Annotated in this window: 20 protein-coding genes and 1 tRNA gene; 3 read left to right on the forward strand and 18 right to left on the reverse strand. The window is 65.1% G+C overall.

Features of this window, described 5'->3' with window-relative positions; genetic code table 11:
* Nucleotides 1-42: 42 nt before the first annotated feature.
* The 13 genes from nuoF to CFB81_RS11625 form a co-directional block, all read right to left on the reverse strand.
* On the reverse strand, nt 43-1,365 hold the full coding sequence (gene nuoF / locus CFB81_RS11565; protein WP_017331620.1) for an NADH-quinone oxidoreductase subunit NuoF: 1,323 nt from the start codon (nt 1,363-1,365) through the stop codon (nt 43-45).
* Nucleotides 1,362-1,847, reverse strand: a complete 486-nt coding sequence (gene nuoE, locus CFB81_RS11570) for an NADH-quinone oxidoreductase subunit NuoE (RefSeq protein WP_006478266.1) — start codon at nt 1,845-1,847, stop codon at nt 1,362-1,364. The genes nuoF and nuoE overlap by 4 nt, the downstream gene beginning before the upstream one ends.
* Before the next feature lie 184 nt (nt 1,848-2,031).
* Nucleotides 2,032-3,285, reverse strand: coding sequence for an NADH-quinone oxidoreductase subunit D (locus CFB81_RS11575; RefSeq protein ID WP_009694120.1), 1,254 nt, complete (start codon nt 3,283-3,285; stop codon nt 2,032-2,034).
* A gap of 9 nt (nt 3,286-3,294) precedes the next feature.
* Nucleotides 3,295-3,897, reverse strand: coding sequence for an NADH-quinone oxidoreductase subunit C (locus CFB81_RS11580; RefSeq protein ID WP_058901654.1), 603 nt, complete (start codon nt 3,895-3,897; stop codon nt 3,295-3,297).
* Nucleotides 3,898-3,918: 21 nt separating this feature from the next.
* On the reverse strand, nt 3,919-4,398 hold the full coding sequence (locus CFB81_RS11585) for an NADH-quinone oxidoreductase subunit B family protein (RefSeq protein ID WP_006398799.1): 480 nt from the start codon (nt 4,396-4,398) through the stop codon (nt 3,919-3,921).
* Between the two features lie 62 nt (nt 4,399-4,460).
* The gene (locus CFB81_RS11590; RefSeq protein WP_006398798.1) at nt 4,461-4,820 is read right to left on the reverse strand and encodes an NADH-quinone oxidoreductase subunit A; all 360 of its coding nucleotides are present in this window, start codon (nt 4,818-4,820) and stop codon (nt 4,461-4,463) included.
* Between the two features lie 153 nt (nt 4,821-4,973).
* Nucleotides 4,974-5,058 (reverse strand) — tRNA-Leu (locus CFB81_RS11595).
* 110 nt (nt 5,059-5,168) lie between these two features.
* A complete protein-coding gene (gene secG, locus CFB81_RS11600; protein WP_069618163.1) occupies nt 5,169-5,546 on the reverse strand; it encodes a preprotein translocase subunit SecG in 378 nt (125 codons plus the stop codon).
* A 72-nt stretch (nt 5,547-5,618) separates the two neighbouring features.
* Entirely contained in the window at nt 5,619-6,374 is a 756-nt protein-coding gene (gene tpiA / locus CFB81_RS11605) for a triose-phosphate isomerase (RefSeq protein WP_069618162.1), read from the reverse strand.
* Between the two features lie 141 nt (nt 6,375-6,515).
* Nucleotides 6,516-7,535 (reverse strand): NAD(P)H-quinone oxidoreductase, encoded by a 1,020-nt coding sequence (locus CFB81_RS11610; protein ID WP_069618161.1) that lies wholly within the window; start codon nt 7,533-7,535, stop codon nt 6,516-6,518.
* A 147-nt stretch (nt 7,536-7,682) separates the two neighbouring features.
* The gene (gene pnp, locus CFB81_RS11615; protein ID WP_050016459.1) at nt 7,683-9,830 is read right to left on the reverse strand and encodes a polyribonucleotide nucleotidyltransferase; all 2,148 of its coding nucleotides are present in this window, start codon (nt 9,828-9,830) and stop codon (nt 7,683-7,685) included.
* A gap of 290 nt (nt 9,831-10,120) precedes the next feature.
* A complete protein-coding gene (rpsO, locus tag CFB81_RS11620; RefSeq protein ID WP_006398792.1) occupies nt 10,121-10,390 on the reverse strand; it encodes a 30S ribosomal protein S15 in 270 nt (89 codons plus the stop codon).
* 107 nt (nt 10,391-10,497) lie between these two features.
* Entirely contained in the window at nt 10,498-11,757 is a 1,260-nt protein-coding gene (locus CFB81_RS11625; RefSeq protein WP_089435392.1) for a branched-chain amino acid ABC transporter substrate-binding protein, read from the reverse strand.
* A gap of 166 nt (nt 11,758-11,923) precedes the next feature.
* Here CFB81_RS11625 and CFB81_RS11630 point away from each other — a divergent pair, with 166 nt between their 5' ends.
* From CFB81_RS11630 to CFB81_RS11640, 3 genes are all read left to right on the forward strand, one after another.
* On the forward strand, nt 11,924-12,436 hold the full coding sequence (locus tag CFB81_RS11630) for a hypothetical protein (RefSeq protein WP_089435393.1): 513 nt from the start codon (nt 11,924-11,926) through the stop codon (nt 12,434-12,436).
* A gap of 382 nt (nt 12,437-12,818) precedes the next feature.
* Nucleotides 12,819-13,460, forward strand: coding sequence for a carbonic anhydrase (locus CFB81_RS11635; protein WP_089435394.1), 642 nt, complete (start codon nt 12,819-12,821; stop codon nt 13,458-13,460).
* Nucleotides 13,461-13,501: 41 nt separating this feature from the next.
* Nucleotides 13,502-15,052, forward strand: coding sequence for a SulP family inorganic anion transporter (locus CFB81_RS11640; protein WP_069618156.1), 1,551 nt, complete (start codon nt 13,502-13,504; stop codon nt 15,050-15,052).
* 74 nt (nt 15,053-15,126) lie between these two features.
* On the opposite strand, the gene CFB81_RS11645 is transcribed toward CFB81_RS11640, so the two are convergent.
* The 5 genes from CFB81_RS11645 to ilvN form a co-directional block, all read right to left on the reverse strand.
* The gene (locus tag CFB81_RS11645; protein ID WP_069618155.1) at nt 15,127-16,671 is read right to left on the reverse strand and encodes a 2-isopropylmalate synthase; all 1,545 of its coding nucleotides are present in this window, start codon (nt 16,669-16,671) and stop codon (nt 15,127-15,129) included.
* A 328-nt stretch (nt 16,672-16,999) separates the two neighbouring features.
* Nucleotides 17,000-17,872 (reverse strand): CDP-diacylglycerol--serine O-phosphatidyltransferase, encoded by an 873-nt coding sequence (gene pssA, locus CFB81_RS11655; protein ID WP_089435395.1) that lies wholly within the window; start codon nt 17,870-17,872, stop codon nt 17,000-17,002.
* 14 nt (nt 17,873-17,886) lie between these two features.
* Nucleotides 17,887-18,531 carry a phosphatidylserine decarboxylase gene (locus CFB81_RS11660; protein ID WP_006478253.1) on the reverse strand — a complete coding sequence of 215 codons (645 nt, stop codon included), beginning with the start codon at nt 18,529-18,531 and terminating at the stop codon, nt 17,887-17,889.
* 140 nt (nt 18,532-18,671) lie between these two features.
* Nucleotides 18,672-19,688, reverse strand: coding sequence for a ketol-acid reductoisomerase (ilvC, locus tag CFB81_RS11665; protein ID WP_034190794.1), 1,017 nt, complete (start codon nt 19,686-19,688; stop codon nt 18,672-18,674).
* 106 nt (nt 19,689-19,794) lie between these two features.
* Nucleotides 19,795-20,286 carry an acetolactate synthase small subunit gene (gene ilvN, locus CFB81_RS11670; protein ID WP_006750445.1) on the reverse strand — a complete coding sequence of 164 codons (492 nt, stop codon included), beginning with the start codon at nt 20,284-20,286 and terminating at the stop codon, nt 19,795-19,797.
* Between the last annotated feature and the right edge of the window lie 109 nt (nt 20,287-20,395).

The raw sequence follows: 20,395 nt of genomic DNA on the forward strand, positions 1-20,395 counted from the left end.
CGCCCGACCGTGCGCTCAAATTCCGCAACCGGGTGTTTCGCTTCAGGCCGCCGCAGCCGAAGCCACATGCGGCGCGTGACCGCCGACCATGCAATGCTTGTGCTCGACGTGGTACGCGAATTCGTCCCAGTAGTGCTTGAGCATCCCGCGCACCGGCATCGCCGCCGCATCGCCGAGCGCACAGATCGTGCGGCCCATGATGTTCTCGGCCACCGAGTTCAGCAGGTCCAGATCTTCCTGCCGCCCTTCGCCGTGCTCGATACGGTTCACGACGCGATACAGCCAGCCGGTGCCTTCACGGCACGGCGTGCACTGCCCGCACGATTCCTCGTAGTAGAAGTACGACAGGCGCAGCAGCGAGCGCACCATGCAGCGCGTCTCGTCCATCACGATCACCGCGCCGGAACCGAGCATCGAGCCCGCCTTCGCGATCGAATCGTAGTCGAGATCCGTCTGCATCATGATGTCGCCCGGAATCACCGGCGCCGACGAACCGCCCGGAATCACGGCCTTGATCTTCTTGCCGCCGCGCATCCCGCCGGCGAGCTCCATCAGCGTCGCGAACGGCGTGCCGAGCGGCACTTCGTAGTTGCCCGGACGCTCGACGTCGCCCGACACCGAGAAAATCTTCGTGCCGCCGTTGTTCGGCTTGCCGATCTCGAGGTAATTCTGCGGCCCGATGGACAGCAGGAACGGCACCGCGGCGAACGTCTCGGTGTTGTTGATCGTGGTCGGCTTGCCGTACACGCCGAAGCTCGCCGGGAACGGCGGCTTGAAGCGCGGCTGGCCCTTCTTGCCTTCGAGCGACTCGAGCAGCGCCGTTTCCTCGCCGCAGATGTACGCGCCGTAACCGTGGTGCGCGTGCAGCTGGAACGAGAATTCCGAGCCCATGATGTTGTCGCCGAGGAACCCGGCCGCGCGCGCTTCATCCAGCGCGGCTTCGAAGCGTCGATACACTTCGAAGATCTCGCCGTGGATGTAGTTGTAGCCGACGGTGATGCCCATCGCGTATGCGCCGATGGCCATGCCTTCGATCAGCGCGTGCGGGTTCCAGCGCAGGATGTCGCGATCCTTGAACGTGCCCGGTTCGCCTTCGTCCGAGTTGCAGACGAGGTACTTCTGCCCCGGGAACTGGCGCGGCATGAAGCTCCACTTCAGGCCGGTCGGGAAGCCCGCACCGCCGCGGCCGCGCAGGCCCGACGCCTTCACGTCGGCGATCACCTGCTCGGGCGGAATCTTTTCTTCGAGAATGCGGCGCAGCTGCTTGTAGCCGCCGCGCGCAACGTAGTCTTCGAGGTGCCAGTTCTCGCCGTTCAGACCAGCGAGGATCAGCGGTTTGATGTGACGGTCGTGGAGGGACGTCATTTCGAGAGCTCCTCAAGCAGCTGGTCGATCTTCTCGCGGCTCATGAAGCTGCACATTCTGTGATTGTTCACCAGCAGCACCGGCGCATCGCCGCACGAGCCCATGCATTCGCCTTCCTTCAGCGTGAACTTGCCGTCGGGCGTGGTCTCGCCGAAGCCGATGCCCAGCTTCTGTTTCAGGTAATCGGCAGTCGCTTCCGCGCCGCCGTGCGGGCCGAGCTGGCACGGCAGGTTCGTACAGAGCGTGATCTTGTGCTTGCCGACCGGTTTGAGCTCGTACATCGTGTAGAACGTCGCGACTTCCTGCACGGCGACGGCCGGCATGCCGAGATAGTCCGCGACGAACTGCATCAGTTCGGGCGACAGCCAGCCATGCTCTTCCTGAGCCACGGCCAACGCCGACATCACGGCGGACTGTTTCTGATCGGCGGGATACTTCGTCAACGCTCGATCGATTTCCTTCAGGCCTTCAGCTGAGATCATTTTCAGACACGACTCTTTCAATTCCTACCGAACGAACAACCTGCCGCACACTGGGGTGCATGGACGGCAGACCTGGCGCTCACTCTGTTGACAGCTTGCGAAGCCGCGCCGGTTCGGCGCATACCGCTTGTGACTCCGCGTGTGACTGACTGCTCGCCGCCCGCACTCGCGAGCGGCGCAACCATTAGCGATCGATTTCGCCGAACACGATGTCCTGCGTACCGATGATCGTGACGGCGTCGGCGATCATGTGACCGCGCGCCATTTCGTCGAGCGACGCCAGGTGCGCGAAACCCGGCGCGCGAATCTTGAGGCGATACGGCTTGTTGGCGCCATCCGACACGAGATAGATGCCGAACTCGCCCTTCGGATGCTCGACCGCCGCGTACGCTTCGCCTTCCGGCACATGGAAACCTTCGGTGAAGAGCTTGAAATGGTGGATCAAGTCTTCCATGTTGGTCTTCATGCCGACGCGCGACGGCGGGGCAACCTTGTGATTGTCCGTCATCACCGGGCCCGGATTCTTGCGGAGCCACTCAATACACTGTTTCGCGATGCGGATCGACTGGCGCATTTCTTCGACGCGCACCAGATAGCGGTCGTAGCAATCGCCGTTCACGCCAACCGGCACGTCGAAATCCAGCCGGTCGTACACTTCGTAGGGCTGCTTCTTGCGCAGGTCCCACGCGATGCCCGAGCCGCGCAGCATCGGGCCCGTCAGGCCCATCTGCAGCGCACGTTCCGGGCTCACCACGCCGATCCCGACCAGACGCTGTTTCCAGATCCGGTTGTCGGTCAGCAGCGTTTCGTATTCGTCGACGCACTTCGGGAAGCGCGTGAAGAAATCGTCGATGAAGTCGAGCACCGAGCCGCTGCGCGCTTCGTTCATCTTCGCGAGCGCCTTCTCGTTGCGAATCTTCGACGCCTTGTATTGCGGCATTGCGTCAGGCAGATCGCGGTAGACGCCACCCGGACGATAGTAGGCCGCGTGCATCCGGGCGCCGGACACCGCTTCGTACACGTCCATCAGGTCTTCGCGTTCGCGGAACGCGTACAGGAACACGGCCATCGCGCCGACGTCGAGCGCGTGCGCGCCGATCCACATCAGGTGGTTCAGCACGCGCGTGATTTCGTCGAACAGCACGCGGATGTACTGCGCGCGCTCCGGCACGTCGATGCCGAGCAGCTTTTCGATCGCGAGCACGTAGCCGTGCTCGTTGACCATCATCGACACGTAGTCGAGACGGTCCATGTACGGCACGGACTGGATGAAGGTCTTGGATTCCGCGAGCTTTTCCGTCGCGCGGTGCAGCAGGCCGATGTGCGGATCGGCGCGCTGGATGACTTCGCCGTCGAGCTCGAGCACGAGGCGCAGCACGCCGTGCGCTGCCGGGTGCTGCGGGCCGAAGTTGAGCGTGTAGTTCTTGATTTCTGCCATGACGCCCCCTTAATGTTTCAGACCGCCATAGCGATCCTCGCGGATCACGCGCGGCGTGATTTCGCGCGGCTCGATCGTCACCGGCTGGTACACGACCCGCTTCTCTTCCGGGTCGTAACGCATTTCGACGTAGCCCGACACCGGGAAGTCCTTGCGGAACGGGTGGCCGATGAAGCCGTAGTCGGTGAGGATGCGGCGCAGGTCGGGGTGGCCTTCGAACACGATGCCGTACAGGTCGAACGCTTCGCGCTCGTACCAGTTCGCCGAGGCCCAGATGTCGACCAGCGACGCCACGATCGGCAGATCGTCGTCCGGCGCGAACGCACGCAGGCGCAGGCGCCAGTTGTTCGTGACCGACAGCAGGTGCGACACGGCCGCGAAGCGCGGGCCGTCGTAGGCGCCGTCGCCGAAGGTCTGGTAGTCGACGCCGCAGAGGTCGATCAGTTGCTCGAAACGGAGCTTCGGATCGTCGCGCAGCGTCTTTGCGACTTCGAGGTAATCGCTCGCCTTCACGACGAGCGTCAGTTCACCGATCGCTTCGGTGAGGCTCACCACGCGCGCGCCGAGCGCGGCTTCGAGGTTTGCCTTGAGAGTCTCGATTTTGCTTGCCATATTGAGGGGACGCTCGGGGCTTTATTGACGGGCGATGGTATTGGTGCGGCGGATCTTCGCCTGAAGCTGGATCACGCCGTAGACCAGCGCCTCGGCCGTGGGCGGACAGCCCGGCACGTAGACGTCGACCGGCACGATCCGGTCGCAGCCGCGGACCACCGAGTACGAGTAGTGGTAGTAGCCACCGCCGTTCGCGCACGACCCCATCGAGATCACCCAGCGCGGCTCGGCCATCTGGTCGTACACGCGACGCAGCGCAGGCGCCATCTTGTTGCACAGCGTGCCGGCAACGATCATCACGTCCGACTGACGCGGGCTCGGACGGAACACGACCCCGAACCGGTCCAGATCGTAACGGGCCGCGCCCGCATGCATCATCTCGACGGCGCAACACGCGAGCCCGAACGTCATCGGCCACAGCGAGCCGGTACGCGTCCAGTTGATCAGCTTGTCAGCCGTCGTGGTGACAAACCCTTCCTTCAAGACCCCTTCGATACTCATTTGCTTTCCACTCCAGACGAGCGACCGAGCGTGGCCGCCCATGCAAACCGGCGATTAACCCATCACTCCCAGTCGAGGCCGCCTTTCTTCCAGATATAGGCAAAGCCCAGCAGGAATTCGAGCAGAAAAATCATCATTGCGATGAAACCCGGCCAGCCGATGTCCCGGAGCGCGACGCCCCACGGGAACAGGAATGCGGTTTCGAGATCGAAGATGATGAACAGGATGGCGACGAGGTAATACCGAACGTCGAACTTCATCCGGGCGTCTTCAAAGGCCTCGAAGCCGCACTCGTACGGTGCGTTCTTCTCGACGTCCGGCTTGTTGGGACCAAGGAGCTTGCCGATGCTGACCAGCGCTATACCTAAACCAGTGCCCACGAGGAGGAACAACAAGACGGGGTAATAGGCTGCGAGGTTCAAGGCAATCCTCTATCGGTTGGTTCTGAGCGTCCGGAGAATACCACTTCCGGCGGAAGGAATCATTTCGGAGTACAGGCGATCGCAAGACAACCGCAAGCCCACCCCACAAATGAAAAATGCCAGCCACTGGAAGCGGCTGGCATTGAGTAACTTTGGTGCCGACGGCGAGACTCGAACTCGCACAGCTTTCGCCACTACCCCCTCAAGATAGCGTGTCTACCAATTTCACCACGTCGGCACTGCATGCAACTCGGGTTGTGCTGCTCGTTCCCGCGAATCGCTTCAAGAATTAAATTCTAACCCGAGTTCAGGATTTGTTCAACGCACAACCGCAAAAAAATTAACTTTTTATTTCGGGACATCCTGGCCCGGCGCGCTTGCGGCCGAACCGGCCGCAGCGGACGCCGCGACCGCCGGCGCCGATGCGGCGGGCGCCGATGCCGGCGCGGTCGCTGCCATGCCGAGCACACCTGCCGACGGCGTCGACTTGTACGAACCGAGGTACGTCAGCGCGAGCGTCGCGACGAAGAAGATCGCCGCGAGAATGCCCGTCGTGCGCGACAGGAAGTTCGCCGAGCCCGTCGCACCGAACAGGCTGCCCGACGCGCCGCTGCCGAACGCGGCGCCCATGTCGGCACCCTTGCCATGCTGCAGCAGCACGAGCCCGATCACACCGAGCGCAGACAGCACCTGCACCACAATAATCAACGTCTTGAATAACAGCATCACACCCACCCGATTGGATCGGGCGACCGGACCGACCGGCCGCCGTCATGGTTCAATTCGATCTCGGACCGCTCAACGCGCGGCCCGGCAGATCGCCAGGAAATCTTCCGCCTTCAGCGACGCGCCGCCGATCAGGCCGCCGTCGATGTCCGGCTGCGCGAACAGCTCTTCCGCGTTGTCCGGCTTCACGCTGCCGCCGTACAGCACGGACACGTCCGCCGCCCCCTTCGCCGCGAGACGCGTACGCAGGAACGCGTGCACGTCCTGCGCCTGCGCCGACGTCGCGCTCTTGCCCGTACCGATCGCCCAGACCGGCTCGTACGCGACGACGATGCGGGCGGCTTCGTCAGCCGTCAGCACGGCCAGCACCGCGTCGAGCTGCGCACCGACGACCTGCTCGGTCGCACCCGACTCGCGCTCGTCGAGCGTCTCGCCGACGCACACGACCGGCGTGAGGCCTGCCGCGAGCGCGCGTTGCGCTTTCGCAGCGACCGTCTCGCTGCTTTCGCCGTGATACGCGCGACGCTCCGAATGGCCGACGATCGCATACTGCGCACCGAACTCCGCCACCATCGCGGCCGCCACCTCGCCGGTAAACGCGCCTTGCTCGTGCGCGGACACGTCCTGCGCACCGAACGCGACACGCCCCCCGCCGAGTTGCGCCTGAACCTGCGCGAGATACGGGAACGGTACGCACACGCCGATCGACGTTTCAGCCGTCACCGCGCCCGCACCCTGCACCACTTCGCTCAGCAGCGCCTGGTTGCCGGCCAGCCGGCCGTGCATCTTCCAGTTGCCGATCACTCGCTTTGTTCGTTGTTTCGACATCGTGTCTGTCTCGTCACTATCTTGTCATTAACGTGCCGGAACCCGGCCGTCAGGTTGGATCTGGCGAAGCAAACCCGCGATTTTACTGCGCGCGGCTTGAACCGGTCAAACCGCGTATGTCAAGCGCCGCTGCGCGGGCCGTCACGCGTTCGCGCCCCAATCGAGCACGATCTTGCCGATGTGCTCGCCGCTCTCCATCAGCGCATGCGCCTGCGCGGCGTCGCCGGCCGGCAGCACACGATAAATCACGGGCTTGATGCGACCGTCGGCCAGCAGCGGCCACACGCGCGCCTTCAACTGCGCGGCGATGCGCGCCTTGAACTCGACCGGGCGCGGGCGCAGCGTCGAGCCCGTCACCGTCAGCCGGCGGCGCAGGATCTCGCTCAGGTTGACCTCGGCCTTCGCGCCGCCGAGCAGCGCGATCAGCACGAGACGACCGCCGTCCGCGAGCGCGGACAGCTCGCGCGGCACGTACGAGCCCGCCACCATGTCGAGGATCACGTCGACGCCGCGATCGTGCGTCAGCGACTTCACGACTTCGACGAAGTCTTCGGTCTTGTAGTCGATCGCGCGCTCCGCGCCAAGCGCCTCGCACGCGCGGCACTTGTCGGCGGTGCCGGCCGTCGCGAACACGCGGAAACCGAGCGCATGCGCGATCTGGATCGCCGTCACGCCGATGCCGCTGGAGCCGCCCTGCACGAGCAGCGTCTCCTGCTCGCCGCCCTCGCCCGCGCCGAGCTGCGCACGGTCGAACACGTTGCTCCACACGGTGAAAAACGTTTCGGGCAACGATGCGGCCTCGATATCGGTGAGGCCCTCCGGCACCGGCAGGCACTGCGGCAGCGGCGCGACCGCGTATTCGGCATAGCCGCCGCCCGCAAGCAGCGCGCACACGCGATCGCCGAGCTTCAGGCCGAACGGGTTCAACGCCGCATCGGACACATCCCCGCCGACGATCTCGCCCGCGACCTCGAGGCCCGGCAGATCCGACGCACCCGGCGGCGGCGCATAGGCGCCCTTGCGCTGGAACACGTCGGGCCGGTTCACGCCGGCAGCCGCCACCTTGATCAGCACCTCGCCGCGCTTCGGTTCGGGGCGCGGACGCTCCGCGAGCTTCAGCACGTCGGGGGCGCCGAATTCGGTGATTTCGATGGCTTTCATGGTGAAAATCGCTCCAGGATCGGAATCGGATGGCGCACCCGTGCACGGCGGCGGGCGCCTCGCCGGCGCTGCTGCGCCGCACAACGATGCTACAGAAAAAACGGCCGGCACGCTTTCGCACTGCCGGCCGTTGGTCCGCCTGTCCGCTTACTGCTGCGGCGGCGTATCCGACTGCGCTGCCGCCGCTGCTTCATTCAGCAGCGCCTTGGCCGACAGACGCACGCGGCCCTTCTCGTCCGTCTGGATCACCTTGACCTTCACCTGCTGGCCTTCCTTCAGGTAGTCGTTGATGTCCTTCACACGCTCGTTGACGATTTCCGAGATGTGCAGCAGGCCATCCTTGCCCGGCAGCAGGTTCACGATCGCGCCGAAATCGAGCAGCTTGAGCACCGTGCCTTCGTACACCTGACCGACTTCGATTTCAGCGGTGATCTGCTCGATGCGCTTCTTCGCTTCGGCCATGCCTTCGCTGCTCGTGCTCGCGATCGTCACGACGCCATCGTCCGAGATGTCGATCGTCGTGCCCGTTTCTTCGGTCAGCGCGCGGATCACCGAACCGCCCTTGCCGATCACGTCGCGGATCTTTTCCGGGTTGATCTTGACCGTGATCATGCGCGGCGCGAATTCCGACAATTGCGTGTTCGCACCCGACACCGCCGACGTCATCTTGCCGAGGATGTGCATGCGGCCTTCCTTCGCCTGCGCGAGCGCGACCTGCATGATTTCCTTCGTGATGCCCTGGATCTTGATGTCCATCTGCAGCGCCGTCACGCCTTGCTCCGTGCCGGCCACCTTGAAGTCCATGTCGCCGAGGTGATCTTCGTCGCCGAGGATGTCGGTCAGCACCGCGAACTTGTTGCCTTCGAGGATCAGGCCCATCGCGATACCCGCGACGTGCGCCTTCATCGGCACGCCGGCGTCCATCAGCGCGAGGCAGCCGCCGCACACCGATGCCATCGACGACGAACCGTTCGATTCGGTGATTTCCGACACGACGCGGATCGAGTAGCCGAATTCGTCGGCGCTCGGCAGGCACTTGACCAGCGCGCGCTTAGCCAGCCGGCCGTGGCCGATTTCGCGACGCTTCGGCGAGCCGACGCGGCCCGTTTCGCCGGTCGCGAACGGGGGCATGTTGTAGTGGAGCATGAAGCGCTCGCGGTATTCGCCTTCGAGCGCGTCGATGATCTGCTCGTCACCCTTCGTGCCGAGCGTCGCGACGACCAGCGCCTGCGTTTCGCCGCGCGTGAACAGCGCCGAGCCGTGAGTACGCGGCAGCACGCCGGTGCGGATCTCGATCGGGCGCACGGTGCGCGTGTCGCGGCCGTCGATGCGCGGCTCGCCGTTGAGGATCTGCGAACGGACGATCTTCGCCTCGATGTCGAACAGCACGTTGCCGACCGTGGCCTTGTCGGCCGCGACCGTACCGGCCGCCAGCGCGTCTTCCTCGAGCTTCGCCGACGTCGCCGCGTAGACTTCCTTCAGCTTCGCCGAACGCGCCTGCTTGTCGCGCAGCTGGTAAGCGGCGAGCAGATCGTTCTGCGCCAGCTCGGTCACGCGCGCGATCAGCGCCTCGTTCTTCGGCGCCGGCTGCCAGTCCCACTCGGGCTTGCCGCCGTCGCGCACCAGTTCGTGGATCGCGTCGATCGCGATCTGCATCTGCTCGTGGCCGAACACAACGGCGCCCAGCATCACTTCTTCCGACAGTTGATCGGCTTCCGACTCGACCATCAGCACGGCGCGCTCCGTACCCGCGACGACGAGGTCGAGGCTCGATGCCTTGAGCTGGTCACGCGTCGGGTTCAGCACGTACGCGTTGTCGATGTACGCCACGCGCGCGGCACCGACCGGACCGTTGAACGGCAGGCCCGACACGGCGAGCGCGGCGGATGCGCCGATCAGCGCGGGGATGTCCGCCGGGATTTCCGGGTTCACGGACAGCACGTGGATCACGACCTGGACTTCGTTGTAGAAGCCTTCCGGGAACAGCGGGCGCAGCGGACGGTCGATCAGGCGCGACGTCAGCGTTTCATGCTCCGACGGACGGCCTTCGCGGCGGAAGAAGCCGCCCGGGATCTTGCCGGCCGAGTAGGTCTTCTCGAGGTAGTCGACGGTCAGCGGGAAGAAATCCTGGCCCGGCTTCGCCGACTTCGCGCCGACGACGGTTGCCAGCACGACGGTGTCTTCGACGTCGACGATCACGGCGCCGCTCGCCTGGCGGGCGACTTCACCGGTTTCGAGGCGCACCTTGTGCTGGCCCCATTGGAATTCCTTCACGACCTTGTTGAACATGGACATGGTTGCTCCTTTGTATTCATGCATTTCATTCGCCGCGCCGGCCTTCCCGCGCGGCGGCGTCCCGACCGAATCACCCGGAGCAAGGTGTGTTTTTTATGCCATTCCAGCGCGGCGCTCATGCAGCGACGCGCTGGAATGACACAAATCCTGCCCCGGTATCGGTCGTGGCGGCGGCCCCGTACGAACGCGCGGGACCGCCTGCGATGCGTGTGACGCTACGCACCGCGCAAAAACAAAATGCCTGTATCAGCGGACTGACACAGGCATCTTGCTGGCGGCAATCGCCTCGATTACTTACGCAGACCCAGCTTCTCGATCAGTGCGCGGTAACGGTCGGCATCCTTGCCCTTGAGGTAGTCGAGCAGCTTGCGGCGGCGGCTCACCATGCGCAGCAGGCCGCGGCGGCTGTGGTGATCCTTCGCGTGGGTCTTGAAGTGACCCGTCAGTTCGACGATACGTGCGGTCAGCAGTGCGACCTGGACTTCGGGCGACCCCGTGTCGTTGGTACCGCGGGCGAACTGAGCAACGACTTCCGACTTCTTGATATCTGCAACAGACATGTGATTTCCTTTCTAACTGAACAGGCGGACACGGAAGAATGGCCGTGCCGTGACTTACAACCGGCGCGCATTGTAGCACAACTCGGTGCCATTCTTGGCGCTTCCCGTCACGGGTGCGTCATCGAGCACGTCGACGGCATCTCCGTGCGTTGCGCCGGCACCGCGAGCACCGTCCGGAAGCCGTAGCCCGACCCCTCGTTGTCGAAGCGCACGCCCGGCGTGCCGGCCTTGTCCATTTCCATCACGTAAAGGGGCTGGATCAGCTGGTGATCCTGCGCGCGCATCCGCGACGCGTGGAAGCCGTCGTCGAACGACAGCCCCTCGAGCGCACGCGCGACCGCGACGGGGTCGGCCGACCCCGCGCGGCCCATCGCGGCGCCCAGCATCTGGATCATCTGGCTCATCCGCCGCACCGGGTAGTCGTCCTGCGCGGCAGGGAAACGGGTCCGGAACGCGCGGTAGAACGCGTCGGACGGGGCGCCGCCCGCGTTCGGGTGCCAGTCGGCCACCGCCACGACGCGGCCGACACCCGCGTCGCCCAAGGCCGCCGGCGCGCCGAGGCTGTTGCCGTAGAACGTATAGAACTTCGCGTTCAGCCCTTGTTCGCGCGCCGCCTTCACGAGCAGCGTGAGGTCGTTGCCCCAGTTGCCGGTCACGACGGCGTCCGCGCCGCTGGCACGGATCTTCGCGATATACGGCGAGAAATCCTTGATCCGGCCGATCGGGTGGAATTCGTCGCCGGCGATCGTCACGTCCGGGCGCCGCGCGGCCAGCGCCTGCCGCGCGAGGGTGCTGACGTCGTGACCGAAGCTGTAGTCCTGGTTCAACAGATACACCTTGCGCAGCGCCCGATCGCGCGCCATCACGTCCGCGAGCGCCGCCATCCGCATGCCGGCATGCGCGTCGAAGCGGAAATGCCAGAAACTGCAGCGCGCGCCGGTCAGCGCCGGATCGTCGGCCGAGTAGTTCAGGAACAGCATCCGGTTGTCCGGATCGCGTGCGTTCAGCTTGTCGAGCGCTGCGACGAGCGCGGCCGCGACGGCCGAGCTGTTGCCCTGCGCGACGAAGCCGACATGCCGGTCGGCGGCCGCGCGCAACTGCACGAGCGCCTCCTCCGGGCTACCCTTGCTGTCCAGCACGACGAGCTCGAGCGGATGCGCGCCGTCGCGCAGCTTCACGCCGCCCGCCGCGTTGACCTGCTCGACGCCGAAGCGCAGGTTGCGCTCGACCGCCGCGCCCGCGTTCGCGAACGGGCCCGACATCCCTTCGATCAGCGCGATCCGCACCGGCTCGCCGCCGGCAAACGCGGACGACACCAGCATCCACCCCGCGCTCCACGCGAGCGCGCATCGCTTCCATCCCTGCATCGGCCACCTGCCCTTCAATCTGCCCGAGAAGCGCGGATCATAGGCCGCCGCGCCCGTCGCCCGCAAGCGCGACGGCCCGCGATCCGCACCGATTTTTTCCGCCCGATGCGCGATCGCGCGCCGTCCGTGATAAAACGGGACTTGTTTCCGTGTTCTGGAGAATCCGATGCGCTTTCGCATTCCCGCGCGCCTGCCGGTGCTGGCCGCCTGCGCGGCCGCGCTGCTGGCCGGTTGCGCGCAACCGTGGCAGCAATACCAGGCCGGCCAGGACGAATCGGCGATCGTCGCGCGTATGGGCCCGCCGCGCGAAATCTACGACCTGCCGGGCGGCGGCAAGCGCCTGATGTGGCCGACCCAGCCGATGGGCGAGATCACGGTCGCGGCCGACGTCGACGCGGCCCACCGGATCGTCAACGTGCGCCAGGTGCTGCAGCCGAGCGAGTTCTATCGCGCGGAGATCGGCAAGTGGACAAAGACCGACGTCCTCGTCAATTTCGGACGCCCGGTCGAGACCTCCTACTTTCCGCTGATGAAGCGCGAGGTGTGGACGTACCGGTATCTCGAGGACAACGTCTGGTACATGATGTACAGCTTCTACTTCGATCCGCAGGGCATCCTGCGCACCACGCAGAAAACGCCGGACCCGCTGCACGATCCCGATCGCCGCAATCTGTTCTGACCGATTGCGCATTGACGCGCAATTGTCGCAATGGCCATTCACGAATAATTGCGTGAATGGCCATTTCATTTTTTCCGTCGCCTTATTTAATTTCACGAATAAGACGGAAAACTTTTCCGATCATTAACGTTTCGATGGCAATACCCTGAACCTCCCGTCATGCGGCGCCTGCGCATAAACAAGCATACCCCGCGCATCTCATGCGTCTCGCTGGTGCATGCAATGCACTACGCCCAGTCAATTTGAAACAATTTGTTTCAACCCACCCGGAGTGCTAGGGCATACCCCTAATATCAGTCGAAATCGAACCTTTCAACTTAGAAAGAATGTCGGTACGCCATTTCGATCGATATTTATTCGCCTTGTTCATAAAGGAGTCCTCATGAACCGCCCCAAGAGCATGCTGGTTGCCAACATTGCCTGGGCCCGCGAGACGCGCGAACACGCGCCCGGCTTCTTCGACGCGCTCGCGCGCGGCCAGAACCCGCGCGTACTGTGGATCGGCTGCGCCGACAGCCGCGTGCCGGCCGAAACCATCACGCACTGCGCGCCCGGCGAGCTGTTCGTCCATCGCAACATCGCGAACCTGTTCCAACCGGACGACGACAATTCCGCCAGCGTGCTCGAGTACGCAGTGCGGGTGCTGAAGGTCGACCACGTGATCGTGTGCGGTCACTACGGGTGCGGCGGCGTGCGCGCATCGCTGCTGCCGCCCCCCGCCGACCTGCCGCACGTCGCGCGCCGCATCGCGCCGCTCTGCGCGCTCGCGCGGCGCCATCGCGACACGCTCGACGGGCTCGACGACCTGGCCGCCGCCGATCGCCTCGCCGAGCTGAACGTGCTCGAGCAGGTGCGGCTGCTGCGCGCGTCGCCGATCGTGCGCGGCCGCGAACGGCCGCCGCTCGTGCACGGCTGGATCTTTTCGCTCGCCGACGGCCGCCTGAAGGAGCTCGATTCCGGCTATGCAGCACCGCCGGCCGAAGCCGAGCCCGAGCCCGTTGCTGCCGCCGCCGCGCTCGGTTGACCCGCGCCCTGCCTCCTCCACGCCAACGAAACCGCCCAACCATGAAACTGAACGAGCGCCTATCCACCCTGCCGCGCGACATCGTCGCCGGCATCGTCGTTTTCCTCGTCGCGCTGCCGCTCTGTCTCGGCATCGCCAATGCCTCCGGCGTCGAACCATTCGCCGGGCTCGTGTCCGGCATCGTCGGCGGCATCGTCGTCGCGCTGCTGAGCGGGTCCTCGTTGTCCGTCAGCGGGCCGGCCGCCGGCCTCGTCGTGATCGTCGTCGAAGGCATCGCGCAACTCGGCAGCTTCTCCGCGTTCCTGCTCGCGGTGCTGCTGTCCGGCGTGCTGCAATTCGGCTTCGGCATGCTGCGTGCCGGCCGCTTCGCCGCCTACGTGCCGTCGCCCGTCATCAAGGGCATGCTCGCCGCGATTGGCCTGCTGCTGATCGTGAAGCAGGTTCCGTTCGCATTCGGCATCGGCGGCACGGCCTCGCAATCGTTTGCGAACTGGCTGGCGCAGCCGACCGCATGGGCCGCCACGGCGATCGCGCTTGCGTCGCTGGCGCTGCTGATCGCGTGGGACACGCCGGCACTCAAGCGCTTCGCATGGGTACGTTCGGTACCCGCCCCGCTTGCGGTCGTCGTGCTCGGCATCGGCGCGACGCTCGTGCTCGGCATGGTCGCACCGGCGGCCGCACCGGGCGCCGCACATCGCGTCACGCTGCCCGAATTCGACTCGTTCGCGGCGCTCGCGGCATCGCTCAAGCATGCGGAACTCGGTCCGAACTTCGCGCACCTGGTCAATCCGGACGTCTGGCGGGTTGCGATCACGCTCGCGGTCGTCGCGAGCCTCGAGACGCTGCTGTGCCTCGAAGCAGTCGAACAGATCGATCCGAAGCGGCGGCCGACGCAACCCGATCGGGAACTGAAGGCCCAGGGCGTCGGCAATCTGGTCGCGGGCGCGGTCGGCGGCCTGCCGATCACGTCGGTGATCGTGCGCAGTTCGGCCAACGTCAACGCCGGCGCGCAAAGCCGGATGTCCGCGATCGTGCACGGGATCCTGCTGCTCGCGAGCGTGTTCGCGCTCACCGGCCTGATCAATCTGATCCCGCTCGCGAGCCTGGCCGCGATCTTGATCCACACCGGTCTGAAGCTCGCGAAGCCGGCGCTGTTCCGCTCGGTGATGAAGCAAGGCCCGGCCGCGTTCGCGCCGTTCGCCGCGACGATCGTCGGCGTGCTCGCAGTCGATCTGCTGTTCGGCATCGCGCTCGGCCTCGCGTGCAGCGTGCTGGCCGTCGCCGTCGCGAACCTGAAGAGCCCCGTCACGCTCGCGCAGCATGACGACCACTTCCTGCTGTCGTTCCGCAAGGACGTGTCGTTTCTGGGCAAGGTGCAGGTCAAGCACCACCTGCGGCACATTCCGGACCGGGCGGCGGTGATCATCGATGCGACGCGCGCCGACTACATCGATCACGACGTGCTCGAGCTGCTCGATGCGTTCGTCGCCGATGCGCCGCGGCGCGGGATCGCGGTCGAGTTCCGCCGTCGCCAGCCGGCGGCACGCGCGGCGGCACGCCGTTGGCTGTTCCGCGCGCCGGCCGCCGAATGAGCGGCCAATGAAAAAACGCCCCGGCGGCGCAGGGCCGCACGGGGCGTTTCGGGGCTACGTCATGCGCGCGGCGCTTACGAACGCTGCGGGTTGACCTTGTCGTCCTTCGAGTGCAGCTTGTTCAGCGCGGAAATGTACGCCTTCGCGGACGCGGCGACGATATCCGGATCGGTGCCGACGCCGTTGACGATCCGCCCGCTCTTAGACAGCCGGACCGTCACTTCGCCCTGCGCCTGCGTGCCGGTCGTGATCGCGTTCACCGAGTACAGCAGCAGCTCGGACCCGCTGCCGACTTCGCCCTCGATCGCATTGAACGTCGCATCGACCGGGCCATTGCCGCGGGCCTCGCCGGTCACTTCCTTGCCTTCGACCGCGAACACGACCTTCGCCTGCGGCTGCTCGCCCGTTTCCGAACGCTGCGACAGCGACACGAACTTGAAGTGCTCCTGCTCCTGCGCGAGCGCCGATTCCTCGGACACGATCGCGATGATGTCCTCGTCGAAGATCTCCGCCTTGCGGTCGGCCAGATCCTTGAAGCGCATGAACGCGGCATTCAATTCGGCTTCGCTGTCGAGCGATACGCCGAGTTCCTGCAGGCGCTGCTTGAACGCGTTGCGGCCCGACAGCTTGCCGAGCACGATCTTGTTCGCGGTCCAGCCCACGTCTTCCGCGCGCATGATCTCGTAGGTGTCGCGCGCCTTCAGCACGCCGTCCTGGTGAATGCCCGACGCGTGCGCGAACGCGTTCGCGCCGACCACTGCCTTGTTCGGCTGCACGACGAAACCGGTGATCTGCGACACGAGCTTCGACGTCGGCACGATCTGCGTGGTGTCGATGCCGACGTCGAGGCCGAAGTAGTCCTTGCGCGTCTTCACGGCCATCACGATTTCTTCAAGCGACGTGTTGCCCGCGCGCTCGCCGAGGCCGTTGATCGTGCACTCGATCTGGCGCGCACCGCCGATCTTCACGCCCGCGAGCGAGTTCGCGACCGCCATCCCGAGGTCGTTGTGGCAATGCACCGAGAAGATCGCCTTGTCCGAGTTCGGAATGCGTTCGCGCAGCGTCTTCACGAGGTTGCCGTAGAGTTCCGGCACGCCATAGCCGACCGTGTCGGCGATATTGATCGTCGTCGCGCCTTCGGCGATCACGGCTTCCAGCACGCGGCACAGGAAGTCGAGGTCCGAACGGCTGCCGTCTTCCGGCGAGAACTCGACGTTGTCGGTGAACTTGCGCGCGAAACGCACCGCAAGACGCGCCTGCTCGAACACCTGGTCGGGCGTCATCCGCAGCTTCTTCTCCATGTGCAGCGGCGACGTCGCGATGAACGTGTGGATCCGCGAGCTGTTGGCCGGCTTCAGCGCGTCAGCGGCGCGCTGGATGTCCTTGTCGTTGGCCCGCGCCAGCGAGCAGATCGTGCTGTCCTTCACGAGACCGGCGATCGTGTGGATCGCGTCGAAATCGCCGTTCGAGCTGGCGGCGAAGCCGGCCTCGATCACGTCGACCTTCATCCGCTCGAGGTGCTTCGCGATGCGGATTTTCTCTTCCTTCGTCATCGACGCACCCGGCGATTGCTCGCCGTCGCGCAACGTCGTATCGAAAATGATCAGCTTGTCTGTCATGGGGGGCTCCAGGGCTCTTTATACGGAAGTCAAACGTAATGAGATCGCGCCACCGCTGGCGACGCTCAACAACAGACGAGGCTTGAGACGGAGGGCGAGAACGGTCAGCGCGGCAGGCGCGCCAATGCTAGCGCGCGTAGCGGCGCACCGGCTAGAAGGAGGGAGAGGCGGGGAAATGCAGTCATGCCAAAGACTATAGCGACATTCCGTTGGCCGCGCAATCGGACGGCACCCGGGAATCGACGCGCCCGGCCCCAAAAAAGGGGCAAATAAAAACGGCGGCCCCCAAGGCCGCCGTTCCGGGCAGATCACGGATCGCGCGTCGGCGTCAGTGATCGCGCTGCGACGAGCGCGCCGGATTCGCACGCCCGCGGACGGCCATGTAGGCCCAGAACACGTAGCCGGACAGCCCGTACAGCACGAACAGGCAGAACAGCATCAGCGGCGGATCGGACGACACGAGCACGAACGCGACGACGACGAGCAGGATCGCGGCGAACGGCACGCGGTGCCGCACGTCGAGCGCCTTGCCGCTGTAGAACGGTGCGTTCGACACCATCGTCACGCCCGCGTAGATCGTCAGCACGAACGCGACCCAGGGCAGCCAGCCCAGCTTCATCGGCACGCGGTTGTCGGTCGCGAGCCACACGAAGCCCGCGATCAGCGCGGCGGCGGCCGGGCTCGGCAGTCCCTGGAAGAAGCGCTTGTCGACCACGCCGATGTTCGTGTTGAAGCGCGCGAGGCGCAGCGCGGCGCCCGAGCAATAGACGAACGCGGCGAGCCAGCCCCAGCGGCCGAGATCCTTCAGCACCCACTCGTACATCACCAGCGCGGGCGCGACGCCGAACGACACCATGTCGGACAGGCTGTCGAACTGCTCGCCGAACGCGCTCTGCGTATGCGTCATGCGCGCGACGCGCCCGTCCATGCCGTCGAGCACCATTGCCACGAAAATCGCGATCGCGGCGATCTCGAAGCGGACGTTCATCGCCTGCACGACCGCGAAGAAGCCGCAGAACAGCGCGGCGGTCGTGAATGCGTTCGGCAGCAGATAGATGCCGCGCGTCTTGAGGAACCGCTGGCGCGCGGCGCGGCGGCTTTCGAGCGGCGCCGCATCGGGCGCCATCACCTTGTTGCGGCGGAACGGGCGTGGCGTCTGGCCGGAGCCGTTACGCGGCCGACGCGGTTTGAATGCGGCCATTGTGCCCCCGCCGCTTACTGTTCGAGCTCGGCGAGGATCGTCGACGACGCGTAGACCTTCTCGCCGATCGACACCTTCGCGCGGCTGCCGAGCGGCAGGTACACGTCGACGCGCGAACCGAAGCGGATGAAACCGTAGCGCTGGCCGCGCGACAGCGGCTCGCCGGCGCGCACGTAGCAGAGGATCCGGCGGGCGATCAGGCCGGCGATCTGCACGGACGTGACGGTCTTGCCGCTCGCCGTCTGGATCACGACCGCATTGCGCTCGTTCTCGGTCGACGCCTTGTCGATCGCCGCGTTCAGGAACGCGCCCGGGAAGTACTCGACCTTGCTGATCGCGCCATCGACCGGCGAACGCTGCGAATGCACATTGAAGACATTCATGAACACGCTGATCTTCAGCGCTTCGCGGTTCGCGTACGGATCCTGCGCGGTCTCGACCGCGACGATGCGGCCGTCCGCCGGGCACAGCACCGCGTTCGGCTGCGCCGGGATCGGGCGCTGCGGATCGCGGAAGAACTGGACGACGAAAACGAGCAGCAGCCAGAACGGCCACGCGAAGCCGAAGCCCCCGACGGCATGGATCAACAGCGCGACGACGGCTGCAATCGCGATGAACGGCCAGCCTTCGCGCGCGATGATCGGATGAGGATAGTTCATGGATTCGTTCTGTGTTCGGTGAATTGCAAAGCCCGTAGCATAACAAAAGCCGCCCGGGGCACTGCTGCCTTCGGACGGCTTTTTGATGCCGGCCCTCCGCTTGAAGGGCCGGAACAGCACGTTTTGCTGCTGAACGGTGCTTAGTTCTTCGTCTGGTCGACGAGCTTGTTCTTCGCGATCCACGGCATCATCGCACGCAGCTTCGCGCCAACCTGCTCGATCTGGTGCTCGGCCGTCAGGCGGCGGCGCGACTGCAGCGTCGGCGCACCTGCCTTGTTCTCGAGAATGAAGCTCTTCGCGTACTCGCCCGTCTGGATGTCGGTCAGGCACTGCTTCATCGCCTTCTTCGTCTCTTCCGTGACGACGCGCGGGCCGGTCACGTATTCGCCGTACTCGGCGTTGTTCGAGATCGAGTAGTTCATGTTCGCGATGCCGCCTTCGTAGATCAGGTCGACGATCAGCTTCAGTTCGTGCAGGCACTCGAAGTACGCCATTTCCGGCGCGTAGCCGGCTTCGACCAGCGTCTCGAAACCGGCCTTGATCAGCTCGACGGTACCGCCGCACAGCACGGCCTGCTCGCCGAACAGGTCGGTTTCGGTTTCTTCACGGAAGTTCGTCTCGATGATGCCGGCACGGCCGCCGCCGTTCGCCGCCGCGTACGACAGCGCGATGTCGCGCGCCGCGCCCGACTTGTTCTGCGCAACCGCGATCAGGTGCGGCACGCCGCCACCTTGCGAGTACGTGCCGCGCACGGTGTGGCCCGGCGCCTTCGGCGCGATCATGATCACGTCGAGGTCGGCGCGCGGAATCACCTGGCCGTAGTGGACGTTGAAGCCGTGCGCGAATGCGAGCGCCGCGCCCTGCTTGATGTTCGCGTGGACTTCCTTCGCGTACACGTCGGCGATCTGCTCGTCCGGCAGCAGCATCATGACGACGTCCGCGCCCTTCACTGCTTCGGCGACTTCCTTGACCGACAGGCCGGCGTTTTCAGCCTTGCTCCACGACGCGCCGTCCTTGCGCAGGCCGACCGTCACGTTCACGCCGCTCTCCTTCAGGTTCAGCGCGTGCGCATGGCCTTGCGAGCCGTAGCCGATGATCGTGACTTGCTTGCCCTTGATGAGGGAGAGGTCGGCGTCTTTGTCGTAGAAAACGTTCATGATGGTTCCTTCGCTAATTCAAAAAATTCAATAATTCGTTCGGATGGAGTACTGCGGGCCGGGACATGACGGCGCACCCGGCGTGCCATTTTTGGCTATGTCGGCATCACACCTTCAGGATGCGCTCGCCGCGTCCGATGCCGGAGCTGCCGGTGCGCACGGTCTCGAGGATCGCGCTCGCGTCCAGCCCCTGGATGAATGCGTCGAGCTTGTCGCTCGCGCCCGTCAATTCGATCGTGTAGGTCTTTTCGGTCACGTCGATGATGCGGCCGCGGAAAATATCCGACATCCGCTTCATTTCTTCGCGCTCCTTGCCCACTGCACGTACCTTGATCAGCATCAGCTCGCGTTCGATGTGTGCACCGTCGGTCAGGTCCACCACTTTCACCACCTCGATCAGGCGGTTCAGATGCTTCGTGATCTGTTCGATCACGTCGTCGGAGCCAATGGAAACGATGGTGAGCCGCGACAGCGATTGGTCTTCGGTCGGCGCCACCGTCAAGGTTTCGATGTTGTAGCCGCGTGCGGAAAACAGGCCGACCACGCGCGACAGCGCGCCCGGTTCGTTCTCCAGCAGGACGGAAATGATGTGTCTCATGTTCGCTTCTTCCAGAATGTGCCGTGTCGATTCACTCGCGCCGCGCGCCGCCGCGTGCCGCACCGCCCTTCGTGAAGGCGGCCGCATCGGGCCTGAGCGCGCGTCGCGC

The sequence above is a fragment of the Burkholderia sp. AU28863 genome, from assembly GCF_002223195.1.
Taxonomy (GTDB): domain Bacteria; phylum Pseudomonadota; class Gammaproteobacteria; order Burkholderiales; family Burkholderiaceae; genus Burkholderia; species Burkholderia sola.

What these genes read in the sequence shown, in the direction of transcription:
- nuoF (WP_017331620.1), bottom strand. Translation starts at nt 1,365, where the DNA reads ATGACGTCCCTCCACGACCGTCACATCAAACCGCTGATCCTCGCTGGT.
- nuoE (WP_006478266.1), bottom strand. Translation starts at nt 1,847, where the DNA reads ATGATCTCAGCTGAAGGCCTGAAGGAAATCGATCGAGCGTTGACGAAG.
- CFB81_RS11575 (WP_009694120.1), bottom strand. Translation starts at nt 3,285, where the DNA reads ATGGCAGAAATCAAGAACTACACGCTCAACTTCGGCCCGCAGCACCCG.
- CFB81_RS11580 (WP_058901654.1), bottom strand. Translation starts at nt 3,897, where the DNA reads ATGGCAAGCAAAATCGAGACTCTCAAGGCAAACCTCGAAGCCGCGCTC.
- CFB81_RS11585 (WP_006398799.1), bottom strand. Translation starts at nt 4,398, where the DNA reads ATGAGTATCGAAGGGGTCTTGAAGGAAGGGTTTGTCACCACGACGGCT.
- secG (WP_069618163.1), bottom strand. Translation starts at nt 5,546, where the DNA reads ATGCTGTTATTCAAGACGTTGATTATTGTGGTGCAGGTGCTGTCTGCG.
- tpiA (WP_069618162.1), bottom strand. Translation starts at nt 6,374, where the DNA reads ATGTCGAAACAACGAACAAAGCGAGTGATCGGCAACTGGAAGATGCAC.
- CFB81_RS11610 (WP_069618161.1), bottom strand. Translation starts at nt 7,535, where the DNA reads ATGAAAGCCATCGAAATCACCGAATTCGGCGCCCCCGACGTGCTGAAG.
- pnp (WP_050016459.1), bottom strand. Translation starts at nt 9,830, where the DNA reads ATGTCCATGTTCAACAAGGTCGTGAAGGAATTCCAATGGGGCCAGCAC.
- rpsO (WP_006398792.1), bottom strand. Translation starts at nt 10,390, where the DNA reads ATGTCTGTTGCAGATATCAAGAAGTCGGAAGTCGTTGCTCAGTTCGCC.
- CFB81_RS11625 (WP_089435392.1), bottom strand. Translation starts at nt 11,757, where the DNA reads ATGCAGGGATGGAAGCGATGCGCGCTCGCGTGGAGCGCGGGGTGGATG.
- CFB81_RS11630 (WP_089435393.1), top strand. Translation starts at nt 11,924, where the DNA reads ATGCGCTTTCGCATTCCCGCGCGCCTGCCGGTGCTGGCCGCCTGCGCG.
- CFB81_RS11635 (WP_089435394.1), top strand. Translation starts at nt 12,819, where the DNA reads ATGAACCGCCCCAAGAGCATGCTGGTTGCCAACATTGCCTGGGCCCGC.
- CFB81_RS11640 (WP_069618156.1), top strand. Translation starts at nt 13,502, where the DNA reads ATGAAACTGAACGAGCGCCTATCCACCCTGCCGCGCGACATCGTCGCC.
- CFB81_RS11645 (WP_069618155.1), bottom strand. Translation starts at nt 16,671, where the DNA reads ATGACAGACAAGCTGATCATTTTCGATACGACGTTGCGCGACGGCGAG.
- pssA (WP_089435395.1), bottom strand. Translation starts at nt 17,872, where the DNA reads ATGGCCGCATTCAAACCGCGTCGGCCGCGTAACGGCTCCGGCCAGACG.
- CFB81_RS11660 (WP_006478253.1), bottom strand. Translation starts at nt 18,531, where the DNA reads ATGAACTATCCTCATCCGATCATCGCGCGCGAAGGCTGGCCGTTCATC.
- ilvC (WP_034190794.1), bottom strand. Translation starts at nt 19,688, where the DNA reads ATGAACGTTTTCTACGACAAAGACGCCGACCTCTCCCTCATCAAGGGC.
- ilvN (WP_006750445.1), bottom strand. Translation starts at nt 20,286, where the DNA reads ATGAGACACATCATTTCCGTCCTGCTGGAGAACGAACCGGGCGCGCTG.